Origin of the sequence: Flavobacterium sp. Root935, assembly GCF_001429295.1 — a bacterium.
Taxonomy (GTDB): domain Bacteria; phylum Bacteroidota; class Bacteroidia; order Flavobacteriales; family Flavobacteriaceae; genus Flavobacterium.
Genome location: NZ_LMJL01000007.1, coordinates 356034 through 371541 on the forward strand (window position 1 = coordinate 356034; position 15508 = coordinate 371541).

The window sequence follows — 15508 nt, forward strand, 5'->3', positions numbered from 1 at the left end:
TGCAGGAAACAAAAAAGGCTCAAAGTAAAACCTTTGAGCCTTTGTAACTTAGAACCTCAGTCCCTCAGAACCTTAGTTAATACTATTAAGCATTTCAGCAATCTCATCTAATCTAGGAGTTAAGATGATCTCGATTCTACGGTTCTTAGCTTTTCCTTCTGGAGTGGCGTTGCTTGCTAAAGGAGAAAATTCGCTTCTTCCCGCTGCCGTTAATTTTTGTTTGTTGATTTTGGCATTTTCGCTCAAAATATTCACAATTGCAGTTGCTCTTTTAGTCGATAAATCCCAGTTGTTTGCAATTGGTCCAGAACCAGCATACGGATCATCGTCTGTATGGCCTTCAATAAGAACCGAAAGATCTGGATTATCGCCCAAAACTTTACCAAGTTCTACAACCGCTTTGCGTCCTTCTGTTCCAACAGCCCAGCTTCCTGAGTTGAAAAGCAATTTGTTTTCCATAGAAACATAAACTTTTCCATTTTTCTGTTCAACTGTCAAACCTTTACCTTCAAATCCGTTTAAGGCTTTCGATAAAGTTTCTTTTAGTTTGCGCATTGCTTCTTCTTTAGCAGCAATCATATCTTCAAGTTCTTTCAAACGATTTGCTGTTTTGTCTAAACGTGCTTGTTCGTCGGCTAATTTTTTAGATTTTGCCTCAAGTTGAGCCAGCAAGTCACGGTTTTTAGCCATATTGCTTTCCAATGCATCATTGCTGTTTTTCTCTAATGCATTGTACGAATCTTGCAATACTTTATATTTTTTCTGCTCAGCGGCAAGATCAGCTTTTTGCTTTGCCAAGTCGTCTTTTGTACTGGCAAGGTCTTTAGTCAATTTATCGCGATCCAGTTCTAACTGATTTTTTGCTGCCTTCAAATTTTCATTTTCATCAGCAATTGAACGGTTTTCTTTTTTTAAATCTGAATACTTTGTTTCTAGATCATTGTAAATTTTCTTCGAAACGCATGACGTTGTGGACAAGGCTAATACTAGCAATCCGATGGAGGCTTTTTTAATCATCTTACTTTAATTGGTTTTATTTTTGGGCGTTTAATACTTTTTGAATTCAAAATTCAATGTCAATTTTAAAACAACTATCCTTTCCGCAAGAACAATACCAAACTTTAATCAATTTCGACTAAAACCGGACAATGATCTGAATGCATGGCATCTGGAAGTATAACCGCTCTTTTTAATCGGTTTTCTAAAGATTCGCTTACCAGATTATAATCGATACGCCAGCCTTTATTATTTCCTCTAGCCCCAGCGCGGTAACTCCACCAAGAATAATGATGAGGATCTTTATTAAAATGACGGAAACTATCAATAAAACCAGATTTCATAAAACCATCTAACCAAGCTCGTTCTGCAGGAAGAAATCCAGAAACTGTCTTATTACGAACTGGATCGTGAATGTCAATTGCCTCGTGACAGATATTATAATCACCGCAGATAATCAAATTCGGAATCGTCAATTTTAACTCATTAACATACGTCTGAAAATCATCCATAAACATAAATTTATGATCCAGTCTTTCGATATTTGTTCCAGACGGAAGATATAAACTCATTACTGAAACATCATCAAAATCGGCACGAAGGTTTCGTCCTTCAAAATCCATATGATGAATTCCTGTTCCGAAAACAATATTGTTCGGTTTTGTTTTAGATAAAATAGCTACTCCGCTGTACCCTTTTTTGGTCGCAGGATAGTAATATTGAAAAGGATAGCCGGCGGCAGTTATATCATCAACCGGAATTTGATCCTGCGTAGCTTTTATTTCCTGAAGACAGATCACATCAGGATTTGCTTGTTGAAGCCACTCGATAAAACCTTTGTTTATCGCAGCACGAATTCCGTTTACATTATAAGAAATAATTTTCATCAGTGTTTTTTTTAGGATTTCAAATGTAATAAAAATGTGCAAAGTTTATCTTGGAAACAATGAAAAGTAGACTTTTTTGTTATCTTTGTTCGCTGTTCGAATAAATTAAAAATAGTACATGGGTTTAGTTACCGCGAAAGAAGTTGCAAAGGCAATAAATGTTGAAAAGTACGGAGTTTTCGGTACCTTTTCTGGCTGGATTCTTATGAAGGTTCTTAAGATCTCTACCCTTAATAAAATTTATGACCGTAATAAACATTTGGAAGACCTTGCGTTTTTAAATGGAATTTTGGACGAAATGGAAATTAAGTTCGAAATCCCAGAAGAAGATTTAAAACGTCTGCCAAAAGATGGTGCTTACATTACTATTTCAAACCATCCGCTGGGTGGGATTGATGGGATTTTATTATTGAAATTGATGCTTGAAAGAGAGCCAAATTTCAAAATCATTGCCAATTTCTTGTTACACAGAATTGTTCCAATGAAAAAATACATTATGCCAGTTAATCCTTTTGAAAACCACAAGGATGCTAAATCTAGTGTAATTGGTATTAAAGAAACTTTACGTCATTTAAGTGACGGAAAACCTTTAGGAATTTTTCCTGCCGGAGAAGTTTCGACTTATAAAGACGGAAAATTAGTGGTTGACAAACCTTGGGAAGAAGGCGCGCTGAAATTAATCAGAAAAGCCAAAGTTCCGGTTGTGCCGATTTATTTTCATGCCAAAAACAGTAAACTATTTTACTGGCTTTCTAAAATTGATGATACTTTGCGTACTGCAAAATTACCGTCTGAACTGCTAACGCAAAAAGACCGTGTTATTAAAGTTCGTATTGGAAAACCAATCTCAGTAAACGAGCAAAACGAAATCGAATCTTTTGAAGAATATTCAGAATTCTTAAGAAAGAAAACATACATGCTGGCAAATCCTTTTGAAAAGGACACGAAATTGATCGACACTGCTAGTTTAAAAATTACCAAAGCGCCTAAAAAAATTGTTACGCCGGCCAACGAATCAAAAATGATTGATGAAGTTCAGGCTCTTCGAAACAGTGACTGCCGTTTGCTTCAAAGTAAAAATTACGAAGTGTTTTTCGCTAGAGCGAAATCAATTCCGAATATTTTGCATGAAATAGGACGTTTACGCGAAATTACTTTCCGTGAAGTTGGAGAAGGAACAAACGAATCTATAGATTTAGACGAATACGACCAATATTACCACCATATGTTTTTATGGGATGATGAGACAAAGCGAATCGCGGGTGCTTATCGTATGGGATTAGGGGCTGAAATTTATCCGAAATACGGAATCGAAGGTTTCTACTTGACAGATCTTTTTAGATTTGAACCAGAATTGCACGATATGATGCACAAATCGATCGAAATGGGCCGTGCATTTATCGTAAAAGAATACCAGCAGAAACCAATGCCGTTATTCTTGTTATGGAAAGGTATTATTCACACCACTTTACGTTATCCTGAACATAAATATTTATTGGGCGGTGTAAGTATCAGCAACCAATTTTCTGATTTTTCAAAATCGTTGATGATTGAGTTTATGAAATCGAATTATTACGATCCGTATATTGCGCAGTATATTCACCCGAAAAAAGCCTATAAAGTTAAACTGAAAGATGCCGATAAAGACTTTATCTTCGATGAAGCTGAATCTGACTTAAACAAGTTTGATAAAATCATTGACGAGTTAGAACCAGGAAACTTACGTTTGCCGGTTTTAATTAAAAAATACATCAAACAAAATGCACGTGTTGTCGCTTTTAACGTCGATCCTTTGTTTAATAATGCTGTAGACGGTTTAATGTACATTAGAATCGCAGATATTCCAGAAAGCACTATGAAACCTGTTATTGAAGAATTTCAGATTGAATTAGAGCGTAAATTGTCTGAGAAGGAAGATTAAGTTTATCTTTTGATATACAAAAATCCCATTTGCTTAATTAAGTAAAAGGGATTTTTTAATTATGTCCTAAAATTAAATCTATTTTAGGATTATTTCTAAATATGTAAACTTTTTCAGGATGAGACTTTTTCCTGTCACGAACCGAACCGTTCGCTCTAGCAGAGTAATAACCTATCGTTTTAAAAACTGTTCATATAATTGCCTACTGTTAAGAGCTTTAGCGGAATATTTTTCTATTCTTTCAGTTCTTTCATCATCTGATATTGAATTAAAGAATGTAACTTTATCCGAATACTCTCCAAAAACACCTAATTCAATTGTTTGTTTCAAAACTTTTTCCATCATTCCAAAAAACATTATTTGATACTTATCAAACTCTTCATCATCGTCAAAACTGACACTTTTTTCAAATAATATTGGTACGATTTTGGAAATTTCACTTTCTTGTATTTTATTATTACTATAACCCTATTCGGCAGGTATCCATTTAGTTTTATATATAAAATTCATTTTGTCAAAAAGCCCACTTTTCAGATATTCTTCATCCTTTTTTTGCATATACTCAATCGTATTTAAAGCGAAAAATAATGAGGAAGTATCACTATCAGTAACTAAGCTGATCGAATAAATTACTTCTACATTAACTACTTTTAATACTTCATTAAAATCATTTTGAATAGCTTTAACAAGCTTATCGGCTATCCCATTTAAAAAAAATTCCATACTCCAATTAATTTTAGTGAATAAAAAAAGATACGCGATAGCGCAGATTTTCAATCTGTTCCCGCAAAGATTATTCCTCCGCTAGCATGAGCGAGATGCTCGCGATAGCGGAGGGATTTATAAATAAAAATCCCATTAACCAAAGCAAATGGGATTTTTTTTAATTACAATTTTTAAAAAAACTAGTTAAGATCTTTACCAATCTCGCTCATTTCTTCAAATCCATTTTTAGGATCTGCTCCGTATTCATTTGTTTTGTGTTCCCCTTCAGTACAAGCTAAAATTAAACTGTAGATAGGAATAAATAAATACCAGCCACTTTTACCAACATCATGCATCCTTCTAATTGCCACAGCAATTGACGGTATCATAACACCTAAGATAAATATTCCAGCTATAATTGAAAAGACAATTCCTACTCCAGGAATAAAGCTTAAAACATTAAGTAATAGATAGATTAAAATATTTAAAAGACCAAACATCCAGTATTCTTTTCTTCTTGCTCTTCCATTAAAGTTTGCGTAGTTTTCCAAAACTAATTTTTTGTACATTTCTAACATAATAAAATCTTTATAATAATTCCCCTACTCTTAAGGATTTTCAGTTACTCCATTAATTATTTTAACAAAATGCAAGATTACATGCTTAAGAATTTACGTACAGGACCTAAAAGTTTTTTTTATAACATTAAAAGACATTTTTAGACATAAAAAAATCCCATTCATTTCTGAATGGGATTCTTAATATGATATGTTTTGCTTAAAACCAGCCTCTTTTACCAACTTGGTAGGTTTGGTAAAACTCTTCATCTGATTTTGTCAAGTAAATGATTCCTTCGATAATTCCAATTATAGCTCCAATTCCGAACAAAAGCCCTAAAATAAGTTGAATGACGCCTTCTTTAGTATAACCAAGATAAAACTTATGAATTCCTAAGTAACCTAATAGAATCGCTAGAATTCCTGCAACTATTTTTTTGTTCTCTTGTTGATAACGCTGCGGATTATTCCAATCTTCTCTTTTTGTATTTTCCATTTTATTCCCTTAAAGTTAATAATATTTTAAAATGCTCCAGATTATAAAACACTTAAAATGTTTCAATTACCTAAACAATATTATTAAAAATTAACAAATAAAGCTAATTAAAGTTAAGGGATTTACAAAAAAATAATCTTACAAAAATATGCATTCACTTATGCAACTTTGTAAACAGCCTTAATTTTATTGACTATAACCTGCGCTAAACGTTCGTGGCTTTCAAAAGTCCATCCTGCAATATGAGGAGTCAATAAAACATTTTTTGCTTCCAGAAGATATTGAAACGCCTCTGGAGTATTTTTATCTTGAAAAAGTGTTTCGAAAGAAAGTTTCTCATACTCCAAAACATCCAAACCTGCTCCTAATACCTTTTTTACTTTCATAGCTTCAACTAAATCGGCCGTAACTATATTTTTACCGCGAGAAGTATTAATGATCCAAAATGGCTTTTTAAATGCGTTTATAAAATTTGTATTGACCATTTTATCCGTTTCTGGTGTCCATGGAAGATGAAGACTTAAAACATCTGCTTTTTCTTGTAATTCTGCTAATGAAACTTGTTTAGCATTTTCGTCTCCAACATTATCCAAAATATCATAACATAAAACCTCAGTACCAAAACCTCGCAGTTTTTTAGCAAAAGCTTTTCCCATATTTCCATAACCAATAATACCGACAGTTTTTAAATCTAGTTCATGACCTCGGTTGCTTTCTCGATTCCATTGACCCGCTTTAACTTCTGCATCGGCTTGGTTTAGATTATTAAATAGCGATAAAATAACGCCCAGCGAATGTTCTGCAACAGCGTTGCGATTACCTTCTGGAGCAGCAATAAGATGAATTCCTTTCGAAGAAGCATACTCACAATCAATGCTTTCCAAACCTGCGCCGACTCTTGCAATAAATTGCAACTTTGTTGCACGGTCTAAAAAAGTTTTATCAATCTTAAAACGACTGCGAATTACGATGCCGTTATAATCTTGTATTTTTGCTTCTATTTCTTCTTTTGAAGATTTAAAATCAGCGTGATTTTCGAAACCTGCTTCTTCTAATTGATTCCAAAGTATTGGATTATTGCTGTCGATATGAAGAATTTTTATACTCATTATTTTTCCAATTTTATACTAAACAAAAATACGGTTAATTTAATATCGTAAACGTCCAAAGGCGCAAAGTTTTTATACTGATTTATTTCAGGAATACGGAATATAAACTTGGAGTCTTTTGTGACTTGGCGACTAAACTTTTTTATTGGTCAGATTTTTTCTAACTTTGAAAATACAAGGATTGCATAAATCCATCTCTAAATCTTCAGAATTCTCCGAAATGAAATTAACCAAAACCTTTACCGCTTTTTTTGAAAATGAAAAATCAGGAGGAATTATCTTGCTCTTTGTCACGATTTTATCTCTTTATCTGGCCAATTCTTCTTTTCAAATACACTATACAGAATTTTGGGAAAGAGAAATTGCCGGACATTCAATAACAGATTGGATTAACGACGGCTTAATGACGATTTTCTTTCTGTTAATCGGATTGGAATTGGAACGCGAAATTTATCACGGTGAATTATCGAACATAAAGAATGCTTCGTTACCTATAATGGCTGCTTTTGGCGGAATGCTTGTTCCGGCTGCAATTTTCCTCGTTTTAAATTACGGAACTACAACCCAAAATGGAGCTGGAATTCCGATGGCAACAGATATTGCTTTTGCAATTGGGATTTTATCGCTTCTAGGAAATAAAGTTCCTGCTTCCTTAAAAGTATTTTTAACGGCGCTTGCTGTTATTGATGACTTGGGCGCTATTATAGTAATTGCCATTTTTTACACAACCTCCATCTCATTTCTAAATCTTGGAATCGCTCTGGCAATCTGGGGTTTTCTTTTTGTTTTAAATCGAATGAAAATTCACAATTTGATTCCGTATATCATTGGAGGAATTGTAATGTGGTACTTTATGCTCAATTCTGGAGTTCACGCTACAATAACGGGCGTCATTTTAGCATTTGTAATTCCGTTTGGAGATGGAAGCGAGAAAACATCTTCATACAAACTACAGCATTTTCTGCACAAGCCGGTAGCCTTTTTTATTTTGCCTTTATTTGCTGTAGCCAATACTGCGCTCACAATTACCGAAAATTGGCATGAAGGATTGAACCATGCGAATACTTACGGGATTATTCTTGGACTTGTAATTGGCAAACCGCTGGGAATTTTACTTTTCTCTTCTGTTGGTGTAACGGCGGGGTTATGTGTTTTGCCCAAAAACTTAAAATGGGCTCATATTTTAGGTGCCGGAATGCTCGGCGGTATTGGTTTTACTATGTCGATCTTTATAACTGTTTTGGCTTTTAAAAATCCTGAAATAATTGTTTTTTCTAAAATAGCGATTCTTATTGCCTCTTTTCTAGCTGGACTTTTGGGTTTTGTTTACTTAAAATATATTTTAAATAAAAACACAGCAATCTAATCTAATCGTTATGAGTAAAACTCGCTTTTTTTTCCTGCTGATTTTCTATTTTGGACTGCTGTCCTGCAATCAGAAAACAGAAAAGATTTCTTCTGAGAAAAATTTGAAAGAAGAAATAAATGTATCAAAAGTAAATTCTAAAGATGAAATTGAAGGAACTTACACAGATTCTGGCGATTGTAATATTTCGCTGATCATTTCAAAAATTAAAAATGATTATCAATATGTTTTTAAAACAAGTGTTCGAACTTTAAAAGGAAAAGCGACTTACTCACATAGTAGTTCTGGTGAAAACTATTTAACTCTAGAAGGAATTCAGTGGGATGAATACGAAGGCGACATCAGTAATGAAAACGAAAATGATTCGATTCCTGCAAAAGAATTGGAAATCCCAGTTGGAATTGATGCTTTATATGTAAAAGACACTTTAACGATTCAAAATTACGGGAATGCGATGAATTCGTATACCAAGATTTCTGAATGCGGTTTGAAGTATATTCAGCTTATTAAGAAGTAAAAAATTCCAATTTTTAAATTCCAATTTTAAATGTAGGCGAGTGAATAGAATTCGACAAATATTATTTATTTCAATTTCTTCTATAATTGTATTGGTTGGAATAATCTTCTATGAAATAAAGACATATAAAGCATCTGAAAACTGGTATTGTCAAACACCTATTCCTACTTTTTGTGGCACTGCAAACTTATCTGAAAATCAAGAAAAAGGAAAAGAAATATTCAATTCAAATTGTGCTGCTTGTCATAAACTAGATGTCAGAAGTGCTGGACCAGCATTACGTAATGTAGATTCGATTGTTTTTATGAAATGGATAATCAATAAAAATCATAAAATCGATAGTGCAAAAATTGAAAATTTGGGATTAGATTATCACAGAACAAAATTCACAGAATACGTAAAAGAAAAAGAAATCGCCTTAATAATAGAATATTGTTCAACGAAAAAAGACTATTAATATCTAAAGCAAAAAAATCCCAAACCCCAATGATAAAATTGGAATTTGGAATTTAAAAATATTTGGAATTTCTTTAAAACCTACCCTTTGATTTGCTTCAAAGAAGTCTTAATCCCTTTAATTAATGATGAGCTGAAACCATTATGCTCCATTTCATTTAAACCGACAATTGTACAGCCTTGCGGCGTTGTTACACGATCGATTAATTGTTCTGGATGCACTTTCTCTTCTAAAAGCATTTTCGCAGCACCTTTTACGGTTTGAGCAGCAATTGCTAGAGCGGTATTAGAATCAAATCCTATCTCGATTCCCGCCTGCATAGAAGCACGAATATAACGTAATGCATACGCAGTACCGCACGCGCCTAAAACAGTCGCTGCATCCATTAATTTTTCGTCTATAACAGGAGCTGTCCCTAAATCTTGGAATAAGTCCACAATTGGTGAAGCATTTGCCGCATATTTTTCTGGGAAAGAAATACAAGTTGCCGATTCTCCAAACTGCGCTGCAATATTTGGCATAATTCGAACAACAGGATATTCGTTATTTGTTTTAGACTGTAAAACATCAAGCGATAATCCGCTGACTGCCGAAGCAATTGTCTTATTTTGAATAACTGGCAGAATTTCAGCCAAAACGGTATCTACTTGATACGGTTTTATGGTTAAAATCACTACATCAGCTTCTTGAATATTATGTTTGTTATCGTTAGAAACTGCAATTCCGTATTCTGTTAAATATTGAATACTTGCTGTGTTTCTTCTTGTAACGGTAACTTGGTTGTTTTTTGAAAATTTAGCGATTCCCAAGGCAATAGAAACCCCAAGGTTTCCTCCTCCAATAATATGTACTTTCATTCTTCTTGGTTTGAATTTATGATGAACTGATTAACAGTATATTTTCCGCCTGTAAATTACGCAGTTTTTAGAGATCTTAAATCACTGTAAACGGCTAATTTGTGGCAAAAATCTAAAATCCAAGAATCAAATTGGCCACGCCGAAGTAAAGCATAATTCCGAATACATCGTTTGTGGTTGTGATAAATGGACCAGTCGCAATTGCGGGGTCAATTTTATTTTTATTCAAGAAAAGCGGTACCAAAGTTCCTAAAGTGGCTGCAAATAAAATCACTACAATCATCGAAATCGAAATTGCAAAGCCCACTAAATACTGCTGATACATGACAGAATGATAGCCTAAAAGCAATAATGAGATTATACTTCCCGAAATCATAGAAACGGTAATTTCTTTGGTAAAGTAAGCACGGCTAAAATCTTTTAAAGTTCCGTTTGCCAAACCTTGCACAACGATTGCCGAAGCCTGAACTCCGATATTTCCTGCGGTTGCCGAAAGCAAAGGCACAAAAATGATTAAAGTAGAATATTTTTGAAACGTTGCTTCGTTTCCTTTTAAAACAAAAGAAGCTACAATTTCAATCACCATTCCAATTAAAAGCCAAGGTAAACGTGCTTTTGTTAATTCATAAACGCTGTCATTCGATTCAACGTCCTGCGTAATACCCGCCGCTAATTGGTAATCTTTATCAGCTTCTTCCTTGATTACGTCTACGATATCGTCAATAGTAATTCTTCCTACCAAACGACCTAATTCGTCCACAACCGGAATCGCCTCTAAGTCATATTTCTGCATGATACGAGCAACCTCAACGTCTTCTGTATCAACATTTACAAAATTTAATTTTCGGATGTAAACTTCTCCAATCTGAGTTTTGGTAGAAGAAGTCAGCAGATCTTTAAGAGAAAGTCTTCCTTTCAGTCGGTTTTCATCATCCACGACATAAATAGAATGAACTCTAGAGACATTTTCTGCCTGAATTCTCATTTCTTTAACGCAGGTCAAGACGTTCCAGTTTTCATTTACTTTTACAAGCTCTTTTCCCATCAAACCACCAGCCGTGTTTTCGTCGTAACGCAAAAGATCAACAATGTCTTTGGCGTGTTCAACGTCATTCAGCTCTGAGATTACCTCTGCTTTTATTTCTTGTGAAAGTTCAGCGATAATATCGGCAGCATCGTTGGTTTCAAGCTCATCAAGCTCTTCTGCAATTTCTTTTGGTGAAAGTCGGCTTAAGATATTCTCACGCAGATCTTCTTCTAATTCTAGAAGAATTTCGGCTGTTTTATCACTATCTAAAACCTTAAAGATATAAGTGGCCTCGTCGAAATCTAATTCGTCTAAGATTTCGGCAATATCAGCGTGGTGCATATCATTAAGTAAAACTTCAAGTTCGTTGTCGTTTTTCTTATTGATTAGTTCTTCTAACTGATGTATAAATTCTCTACTAACTTTGAACTCCATCGGTTTCTATTTTTAGAGTTAGTTCAATAAATTCATCGACGCTAAGCTGCTCCGGACGTTTATCAAAGATAGTGTCTTCTCGCAATTTGTCTGATAAATTTAATGTTTTCAAACTGTTACGTAATGTTTTTCGTCTCTGCTGAAAAGCGGTTTTTACAACTGTAAAAAATAGCCTTTCGCTGCAAGGAAGACTGTAATCTTCCTTTCGGGTCATTCTCATCACACCCGACTTAACCTTGGGCGGAGGAATAAAAACGTTTTCATCAACCGTAAACAGATACTCTGTAATATAGAAAGCCTGAGCTAAAACTGATAATATTCCGTACGTTTTTGAGCCTTTCTTTTCGCAGATACGCTCAGCAACTTCTTTCTGAAACATTCCAGAAAACTCTGGAATCTGATGTTTAAGATCTAAAGTCCTAAAAACAATCTGTGAAGAAATATTGTACGGAAAGTTTCCAATTATAGCAAACTGTTTGTCTTGGTAAACTTCATTTATATTGTACTTCAGGAAATCCTGAGAGATAATTTTGTCTTTTAATTTTGGATAATGTGCGTCCAAATACGCTACAGATTCGGTATCGATTTCTATAACATGCGTCGTAATTGGCTTTTCAAGCAAATACTTAGTAAGCACACCCATCCCTGGTCCTATTTCTAAAACCTCATCGTACCCTTTCAGACTTAAAGTGTCAGCGATAGCTTTTGCTACGCTTTCGTCTTTAAGAAAGTGCTGTCCTAAATGTTTTTTGGCTTTTACTTTTTCCATTTTATATCTTGTTTGCCGCGAGGGCGCAAAAGTATTCTTTTTGCTGTAAAGGCACTAAGAAACAAAGCTTTATTTTTGTGCTTTTTTTGCCACAATCCCGATAGCTATCGGGACAAAGACACAAATATTTAGTTTTTTCTTCTAAATTATAATACTAAAAACTGCGACTGTGACTGTAAACTAAAACCTAGTGTTCCGAAATAACTTCTAATTCTGTTCTGAAAGAAAGCATTTTATCCGCAAATAACCCCAAAGCTTCTCTGTGAAATTCTGGTTCATCTTCGATATAAAACTTATCCAAAGTTTCTTTGCTGTCTGTTACATATTGAACCGAATATGTAATTCCGCCCATTTCTTCTTCAACCAAAACTTTTACAATTCTGGCCGATGAAAATTTATTAGTAGCCAGAATTTCTGGTATGTGTTTTTCCTGCATCCATTTTAGCCATTGGTCGTGAACGCTTTCGTGTATGTTTGTGGTAACGTTGTAAATAATCATTTTTTTCTAAGGTTCTGAGATGCTAAGGTTCTGAGTTTTTTCTCTAAACCTAAAATAATCTCATTATTAATTCTTTTCAGTTTGGAATTTGGAATTTAAAATATTAGAATTTATAAATTCTTATCCCCTCTTAACTCACGGTATTTTTTTCTGGCATCAACAAAGTAAATACTGTCTTGATGGTTAAAAATTACCTTTTCATATAAAGGCTTGGCCTTTTCTGTATCTTTTAGTTCGTCGTTATAAATTTCAGCTGAGAAAAACAGCGCTTCGTCTACATAAATTCCGTCGCTGTGATTGTCAATTATCTGCTGGTATTGGCTTAGAGCCGAAGCAAAATCTTTCTGGCTTTCGTAAACTTTTCCTAAACGCAATAATGTTACGGCTTCTATTTCTTGTCCTTTATAAGTTTTCAAGATATTCTGAAACTGCGTTATCGCTTCTTGTTTTTTATTCTGATAAATTAAAAAATCTCCTTTTGCAAATTGCTTCAATGCTACTTGAGTCGAATCTGCAGCGGTATTATCATTAATTAAAAGAAAATATTCTAAAGCGTCGTTGGCAATTAACTGCGTATTGGCTGCTTTTAATTCTTTGAATTGTTTATTCGCCCATTCAAAATCGCCTTTGTAATAACTTGTTTTGGCTGCTTTTAAACTGGCTTCGTGCGCCATTACATCATTCTTTAAATCCAATTGAATCTGTGAATAATAGATAAGCGCCTGATTGTACTTTTCTTCCAAAAGCAAAATATCTGCCAGCTCCATTTTGGCATCGGCTTTTTGATATTCGTTTAAATTTAATTCTAAAGCCTTTTTTACAACTGCCTTTCCTTCTTCAGGTTTTTTTAAATTAAAAGCTAGAAAATGTGCCTGAATAAGCTGCAAAGATAAACTAAAAGGATTGATTTCGTAAGTTGCCAACAATTGCTGCAATTCCTGATTGATGGCTGGATAATCTTTTTCCTGAGCGTTATCAATCTTAATCTGCATCAAATAAGCATTTGATTGAATCAATAAATCTAAATCTTTGGTGTTTTGAAGAATGAAATTCAGAATTTCTACAGCCGTTTCATCGTCGTCTTCATTCATCGCAAACTGACTCAAATTGACAATACTCATCAACGATTCCGGCTCACGCTTATAAATCGCTTTTTCTTGAATAAATGCTTTTCCGAATTCTTTTTGCTGAACATAAAACCAGCTTAAATAATGATTCCAGAAAACATCCTGATCTTTTTGGGTTTTAAGAATTAATGCTTTTCGCATGGCATCTTTAAAAGCCGTATTATCAGTTTCTCCATTCATGAATCGAGACAGCTGTGTCTGAATCAAATTGGTGTTCTGCGGATTGGTGAAAGATTCTGTCAGCAAAAGATCGATCATTTGATCGGTTTTTCCTAACTGTCCGTACAGCATTCCAATTTGAAAATTGAAATTGAAATTGGGCTGTACCTGCATTGCCGTTTGATAGGCTTTTAAAGCATATTCTAACAATACTTTTTTCTCGAATGAATTGGCAACTCCGTAAACATCATTTGGATTTACTTTTATTTTTTCAATTGCCTGTTCGTAATAATTTTTGGCTTTCGAATCGTTTTTCTGCAATTGAAAATTATAGCCTAATTCAACTAAAAAAACACCTTGTTTGTAGCGATTGTAACGCTCTTGAATTGCTTTTTCGGCATTGGCAAACTGCTGTAATTGCTGGTAACAATCGACCACTCTTAAAAAATACTGAGTATTGGAAGGCGAACTTTTTAAAAGCTCTTCGTAACTAATTTTGGCTTTATCGAAATCACCTTTGTCGTAATAATATTGGGCTAATTGTTCATTTTGTGCGAATGAAAAAGTAGACCATAGTAAAACAATATAAATGAAGATGTTTTTCATGTTTTTTTAATTTTCAGCCTGTATTAGTTTTCAGTTTACAGTCGCAGTTTTCAGTCTAGGACACTGTAAACTGTAAACTGCGACTGTAAACTGTGACTTTTTTAGTTTTCAGTCTCATTAAATTGTAAACTGTCATTGTCAACTGTGACTTTTCGAGTTTTCCAAAAAATCAGAGCTAAACCAATTAATATAAATGGAATACTTAAAATCTGTCCCATATTAATGAGCATGTTATTCTCGAAAGCTTCTTGATTTTCTTTAAAAAATTCAATTATGAATCTAGCTGAGAATAATAAAGTTAAGAAAGTTCCAAAGATTAATCCCTGTGCATTTCTAATTTTTTCCGATTTGTACATGTAAAACAGAATCCCGAAGATCAATAAATAAGCAAAAGCTTCGTACAATTGTGTTGGATGTCTCGGAATTAAATCATCTCTTTGAAAGACAACTCCCCAATTTCCATTGGTAGGTTTTCCGTAGATTTCAGAATTCATAAAATTTCCCATTCTGATAAAAGTCCCCGTTACAGGAACAGCAACCGCCATTTTATCTAAAAGCCCTAAAAACTGAACTTTATATTTTCGGCAGTACAAAATCATTGCCGTTATAACTCCAATTGATCCTCCGTGGCTTGCCAAACCTTGGTAACCCACAAATTGATAAACTCCTTTTATTTTCTGAATCGGTAAAAGAATTTCTATCGGATGTTTGAAGAAATACTCTGGTTCGTAAAAGAAACAATGTCCAAGTCTAGCACCTAAAACGGTTCCTACAATTACATAAATCAATAAAGTATCGAGATTATCTAGCGAAAGATTTTCTTTCTTATAAATATTTCTAACAATGTAGAAACCTAAAAGAATTCCACAGGCAAAAAGAGCTCCGTAATATTTTAAAGGAAAACTATCTGTAATCCAGAAAATAACAGGATCTACGTTCCAGTTTAAAATTCCATTCATCATGCTCCGTTTTTTAATTTCTATAAATTAAGAAAACCTAACAGGTTTTAAAACCTGTT

The 15508-nt window shown here is 34.0% G+C and carries 15 protein-coding genes and 1 pseudogene; 4 read left to right on the plus strand and 12 right to left on the minus strand.

Translation table 11 applies throughout. The features are described 5' to 3' along the window. Window positions 1-72: 72 nt before the first annotated feature. Both ASE40_RS03030 and ASE40_RS03035 read right to left on the minus strand, forming a co-directional pair. Window positions 73-1017, minus strand: a complete 945-nt coding sequence (locus ASE40_RS03030; RefSeq protein WP_057115320.1) for a flagellar motor protein MotB — start codon at window positions 1015-1017, stop codon at window positions 73-75. 104 nt (window positions 1018-1121) lie between these two features. Further along, window positions 1122-1883: an exodeoxyribonuclease III gene (locus ASE40_RS03035; protein ID WP_057115321.1), complete on the minus strand. Its 762-nt coding sequence runs from the start codon at window positions 1881-1883 to the stop codon at window positions 1122-1124. Between the two features lie 118 nt (window positions 1884-2001). Between ASE40_RS03035 and ASE40_RS03040 the strand changes: the two genes are divergently transcribed. Beyond that, window positions 2002-3804, plus strand: a complete 1803-nt coding sequence (locus ASE40_RS03040) for a GNAT family N-acyltransferase (RefSeq protein WP_057115322.1) — start codon at window positions 2002-2004, stop codon at window positions 3802-3804. A gap of 171 nt (window positions 3805-3975) precedes the next feature. On the opposite strand, the pseudogene ASE40_RS22250 reads toward ASE40_RS03040, so the two are convergent. The 4 genes and pseudogenes from ASE40_RS22250 to ASE40_RS03065 form a co-directional block, all read right to left on the minus strand. Then, window positions 3976-4527 (minus strand): annotated as a pseudogene (locus ASE40_RS22250) (DUF4303 domain-containing protein). Window positions 4528-4709: 182 nt separating this feature from the next. After that, window positions 4710-5087: a DUF805 domain-containing protein gene (locus tag ASE40_RS03055; RefSeq protein WP_057115325.1), complete on the minus strand. Its 378-nt coding sequence runs from the start codon at window positions 5085-5087 to the stop codon at window positions 4710-4712. 199 nt (window positions 5088-5286) lie between these two features. After that, window positions 5287-5562, minus strand: a complete 276-nt coding sequence (locus ASE40_RS03060; RefSeq protein WP_057115326.1) for a TM2 domain-containing protein — start codon at window positions 5560-5562, stop codon at window positions 5287-5289. Between the two features lie 158 nt (window positions 5563-5720). Then, a complete protein-coding gene (locus ASE40_RS03065; RefSeq protein WP_057115327.1) occupies window positions 5721-6671 on the minus strand; it encodes a 2-hydroxyacid dehydrogenase in 951 nt (316 codons plus the stop codon). 220 nt (window positions 6672-6891) lie between these two features. Between ASE40_RS03065 and nhaA the strand changes: the two genes are divergently transcribed. From nhaA to ASE40_RS03080, 3 genes are read left to right on the plus strand one after another with little or no spacing between them, the layout of a single operon-like run. Next, window positions 6892-8037, plus strand: coding sequence for a Na+/H+ antiporter NhaA (gene nhaA / locus ASE40_RS03070; RefSeq protein WP_057115328.1), 1146 nt, complete (start codon window positions 6892-6894; stop codon window positions 8035-8037). Window positions 8038-8047: 10 nt separating this feature from the next. Continuing rightward, window positions 8048-8554: a hypothetical protein gene (locus tag ASE40_RS03075; RefSeq protein ID WP_057115329.1), complete on the plus strand. Its 507-nt coding sequence runs from the start codon at window positions 8048-8050 to the stop codon at window positions 8552-8554. A gap of 40 nt (window positions 8555-8594) precedes the next feature. Next, window positions 8595-9011, plus strand: a complete 417-nt coding sequence (locus tag ASE40_RS03080) for a c-type cytochrome (RefSeq protein ID WP_057115330.1) — start codon at window positions 8595-8597, stop codon at window positions 9009-9011. Window positions 9012-9091: 80 nt separating this feature from the next. On the opposite strand, the gene proC is transcribed toward ASE40_RS03080, so the two are convergent. The 6 genes from proC to lgt all read right to left on the minus strand — a co-directional run bounded on the left by proC (window position 9092) and on the right by lgt (window position 15452). Next, on the minus strand, window positions 9092-9868 hold the full coding sequence (gene proC, locus ASE40_RS03085) for a pyrroline-5-carboxylate reductase (protein WP_057115331.1): 777 nt from the start codon (window positions 9866-9868) through the stop codon (window positions 9092-9094). A gap of 112 nt (window positions 9869-9980) precedes the next feature. Next, a complete protein-coding gene (gene mgtE / locus ASE40_RS03090) occupies window positions 9981-11330 on the minus strand; it encodes a magnesium transporter (RefSeq protein WP_057115332.1) in 1350 nt (449 codons plus the stop codon). Then, window positions 11314-12099 (minus strand): 16S rRNA (adenine(1518)-N(6)/adenine(1519)-N(6))-dimethyltransferase RsmA, encoded by a 786-nt coding sequence (rsmA, locus tag ASE40_RS03095; protein ID WP_057115333.1) that lies wholly within the window; start codon window positions 12097-12099, stop codon window positions 11314-11316. The genes mgtE and rsmA overlap by 17 nt, the downstream gene beginning before the upstream one ends. 187 nt (window positions 12100-12286) lie before the next feature. Then, a complete protein-coding gene (locus ASE40_RS03100) occupies window positions 12287-12598 on the minus strand; it encodes a DUF4286 family protein (protein WP_057115334.1) in 312 nt (103 codons plus the stop codon). Window positions 12599-12708: 110 nt separating this feature from the next. Beyond that, on the minus strand, window positions 12709-14490 hold the full coding sequence (locus ASE40_RS03105; RefSeq protein ID WP_057115335.1) for a tetratricopeptide repeat protein: 1782 nt from the start codon (window positions 14488-14490) through the stop codon (window positions 12709-12711). Between the two features lie 101 nt (window positions 14491-14591). Next, window positions 14592-15452, minus strand: a complete 861-nt coding sequence (gene lgt, locus ASE40_RS03110; protein WP_057115336.1) for a prolipoprotein diacylglyceryl transferase — start codon at window positions 15450-15452, stop codon at window positions 14592-14594. Window positions 15453-15508 lie beyond the last annotated feature (56 nt).

Bases quoted from the DNA above. Each gene is read 5' to 3' on its own strand.
- ASE40_RS03030 (WP_057115320.1), bottom strand. From the start codon at position 1,017: ATGATTAAAAAAGCCTCCATCGGATTGCTAGTATTAGCCTTGTCCACA.
- ASE40_RS03035 (WP_057115321.1), bottom strand. From the start codon at position 1,883: ATGAAAATTATTTCTTATAATGTAAACGGAATTCGTGCTGCGATAAAC.
- ASE40_RS03040 (WP_057115322.1), top strand. From the start codon at position 2,002: ATGGGTTTAGTTACCGCGAAAGAAGTTGCAAAGGCAATAAATGTTGAA.
- ASE40_RS03055 (WP_057115325.1), bottom strand. From the start codon at position 5,087: ATGTTAGAAATGTACAAAAAATTAGTTTTGGAAAACTACGCAAACTTT.
- ASE40_RS03060 (WP_057115326.1), bottom strand. From the start codon at position 5,562: ATGGAAAATACAAAAAGAGAAGATTGGAATAATCCGCAGCGTTATCAA.
- ASE40_RS03065 (WP_057115327.1), bottom strand. From the start codon at position 6,671: ATGAGTATAAAAATTCTTCATATCGACAGCAATAATCCAATACTTTGG.
- nhaA (WP_057115328.1), top strand. From the start codon at position 6,892: ATGAAATTAACCAAAACCTTTACCGCTTTTTTTGAAAATGAAAAATCA.
- ASE40_RS03075 (WP_057115329.1), top strand. From the start codon at position 8,048: ATGAGTAAAACTCGCTTTTTTTTCCTGCTGATTTTCTATTTTGGACTG.
- proC (WP_057115331.1), bottom strand. From the start codon at position 9,868: ATGAAAGTACATATTATTGGAGGAGGAAACCTTGGGGTTTCTATTGCC.
- mgtE (WP_057115332.1), bottom strand. From the start codon at position 11,330: ATGGAGTTCAAAGTTAGTAGAGAATTTATACATCAGTTAGAAGAACTA.
- rsmA (WP_057115333.1), bottom strand. From the start codon at position 12,099: ATGGAAAAAGTAAAAGCCAAAAAACATTTAGGACAGCACTTTCTTAAA.
- ASE40_RS03100 (WP_057115334.1), bottom strand. From the start codon at position 12,598: ATGATTATTTACAACGTTACCACAAACATACACGAAAGCGTTCACGAC.
- ASE40_RS03105 (WP_057115335.1), bottom strand. From the start codon at position 14,490: ATGAAAAACATCTTCATTTATATTGTTTTACTATGGTCTACTTTTTCA.
- lgt (WP_057115336.1), bottom strand. From the start codon at position 15,452: ATGATGAATGGAATTTTAAACTGGAACGTAGATCCTGTTATTTTCTGG.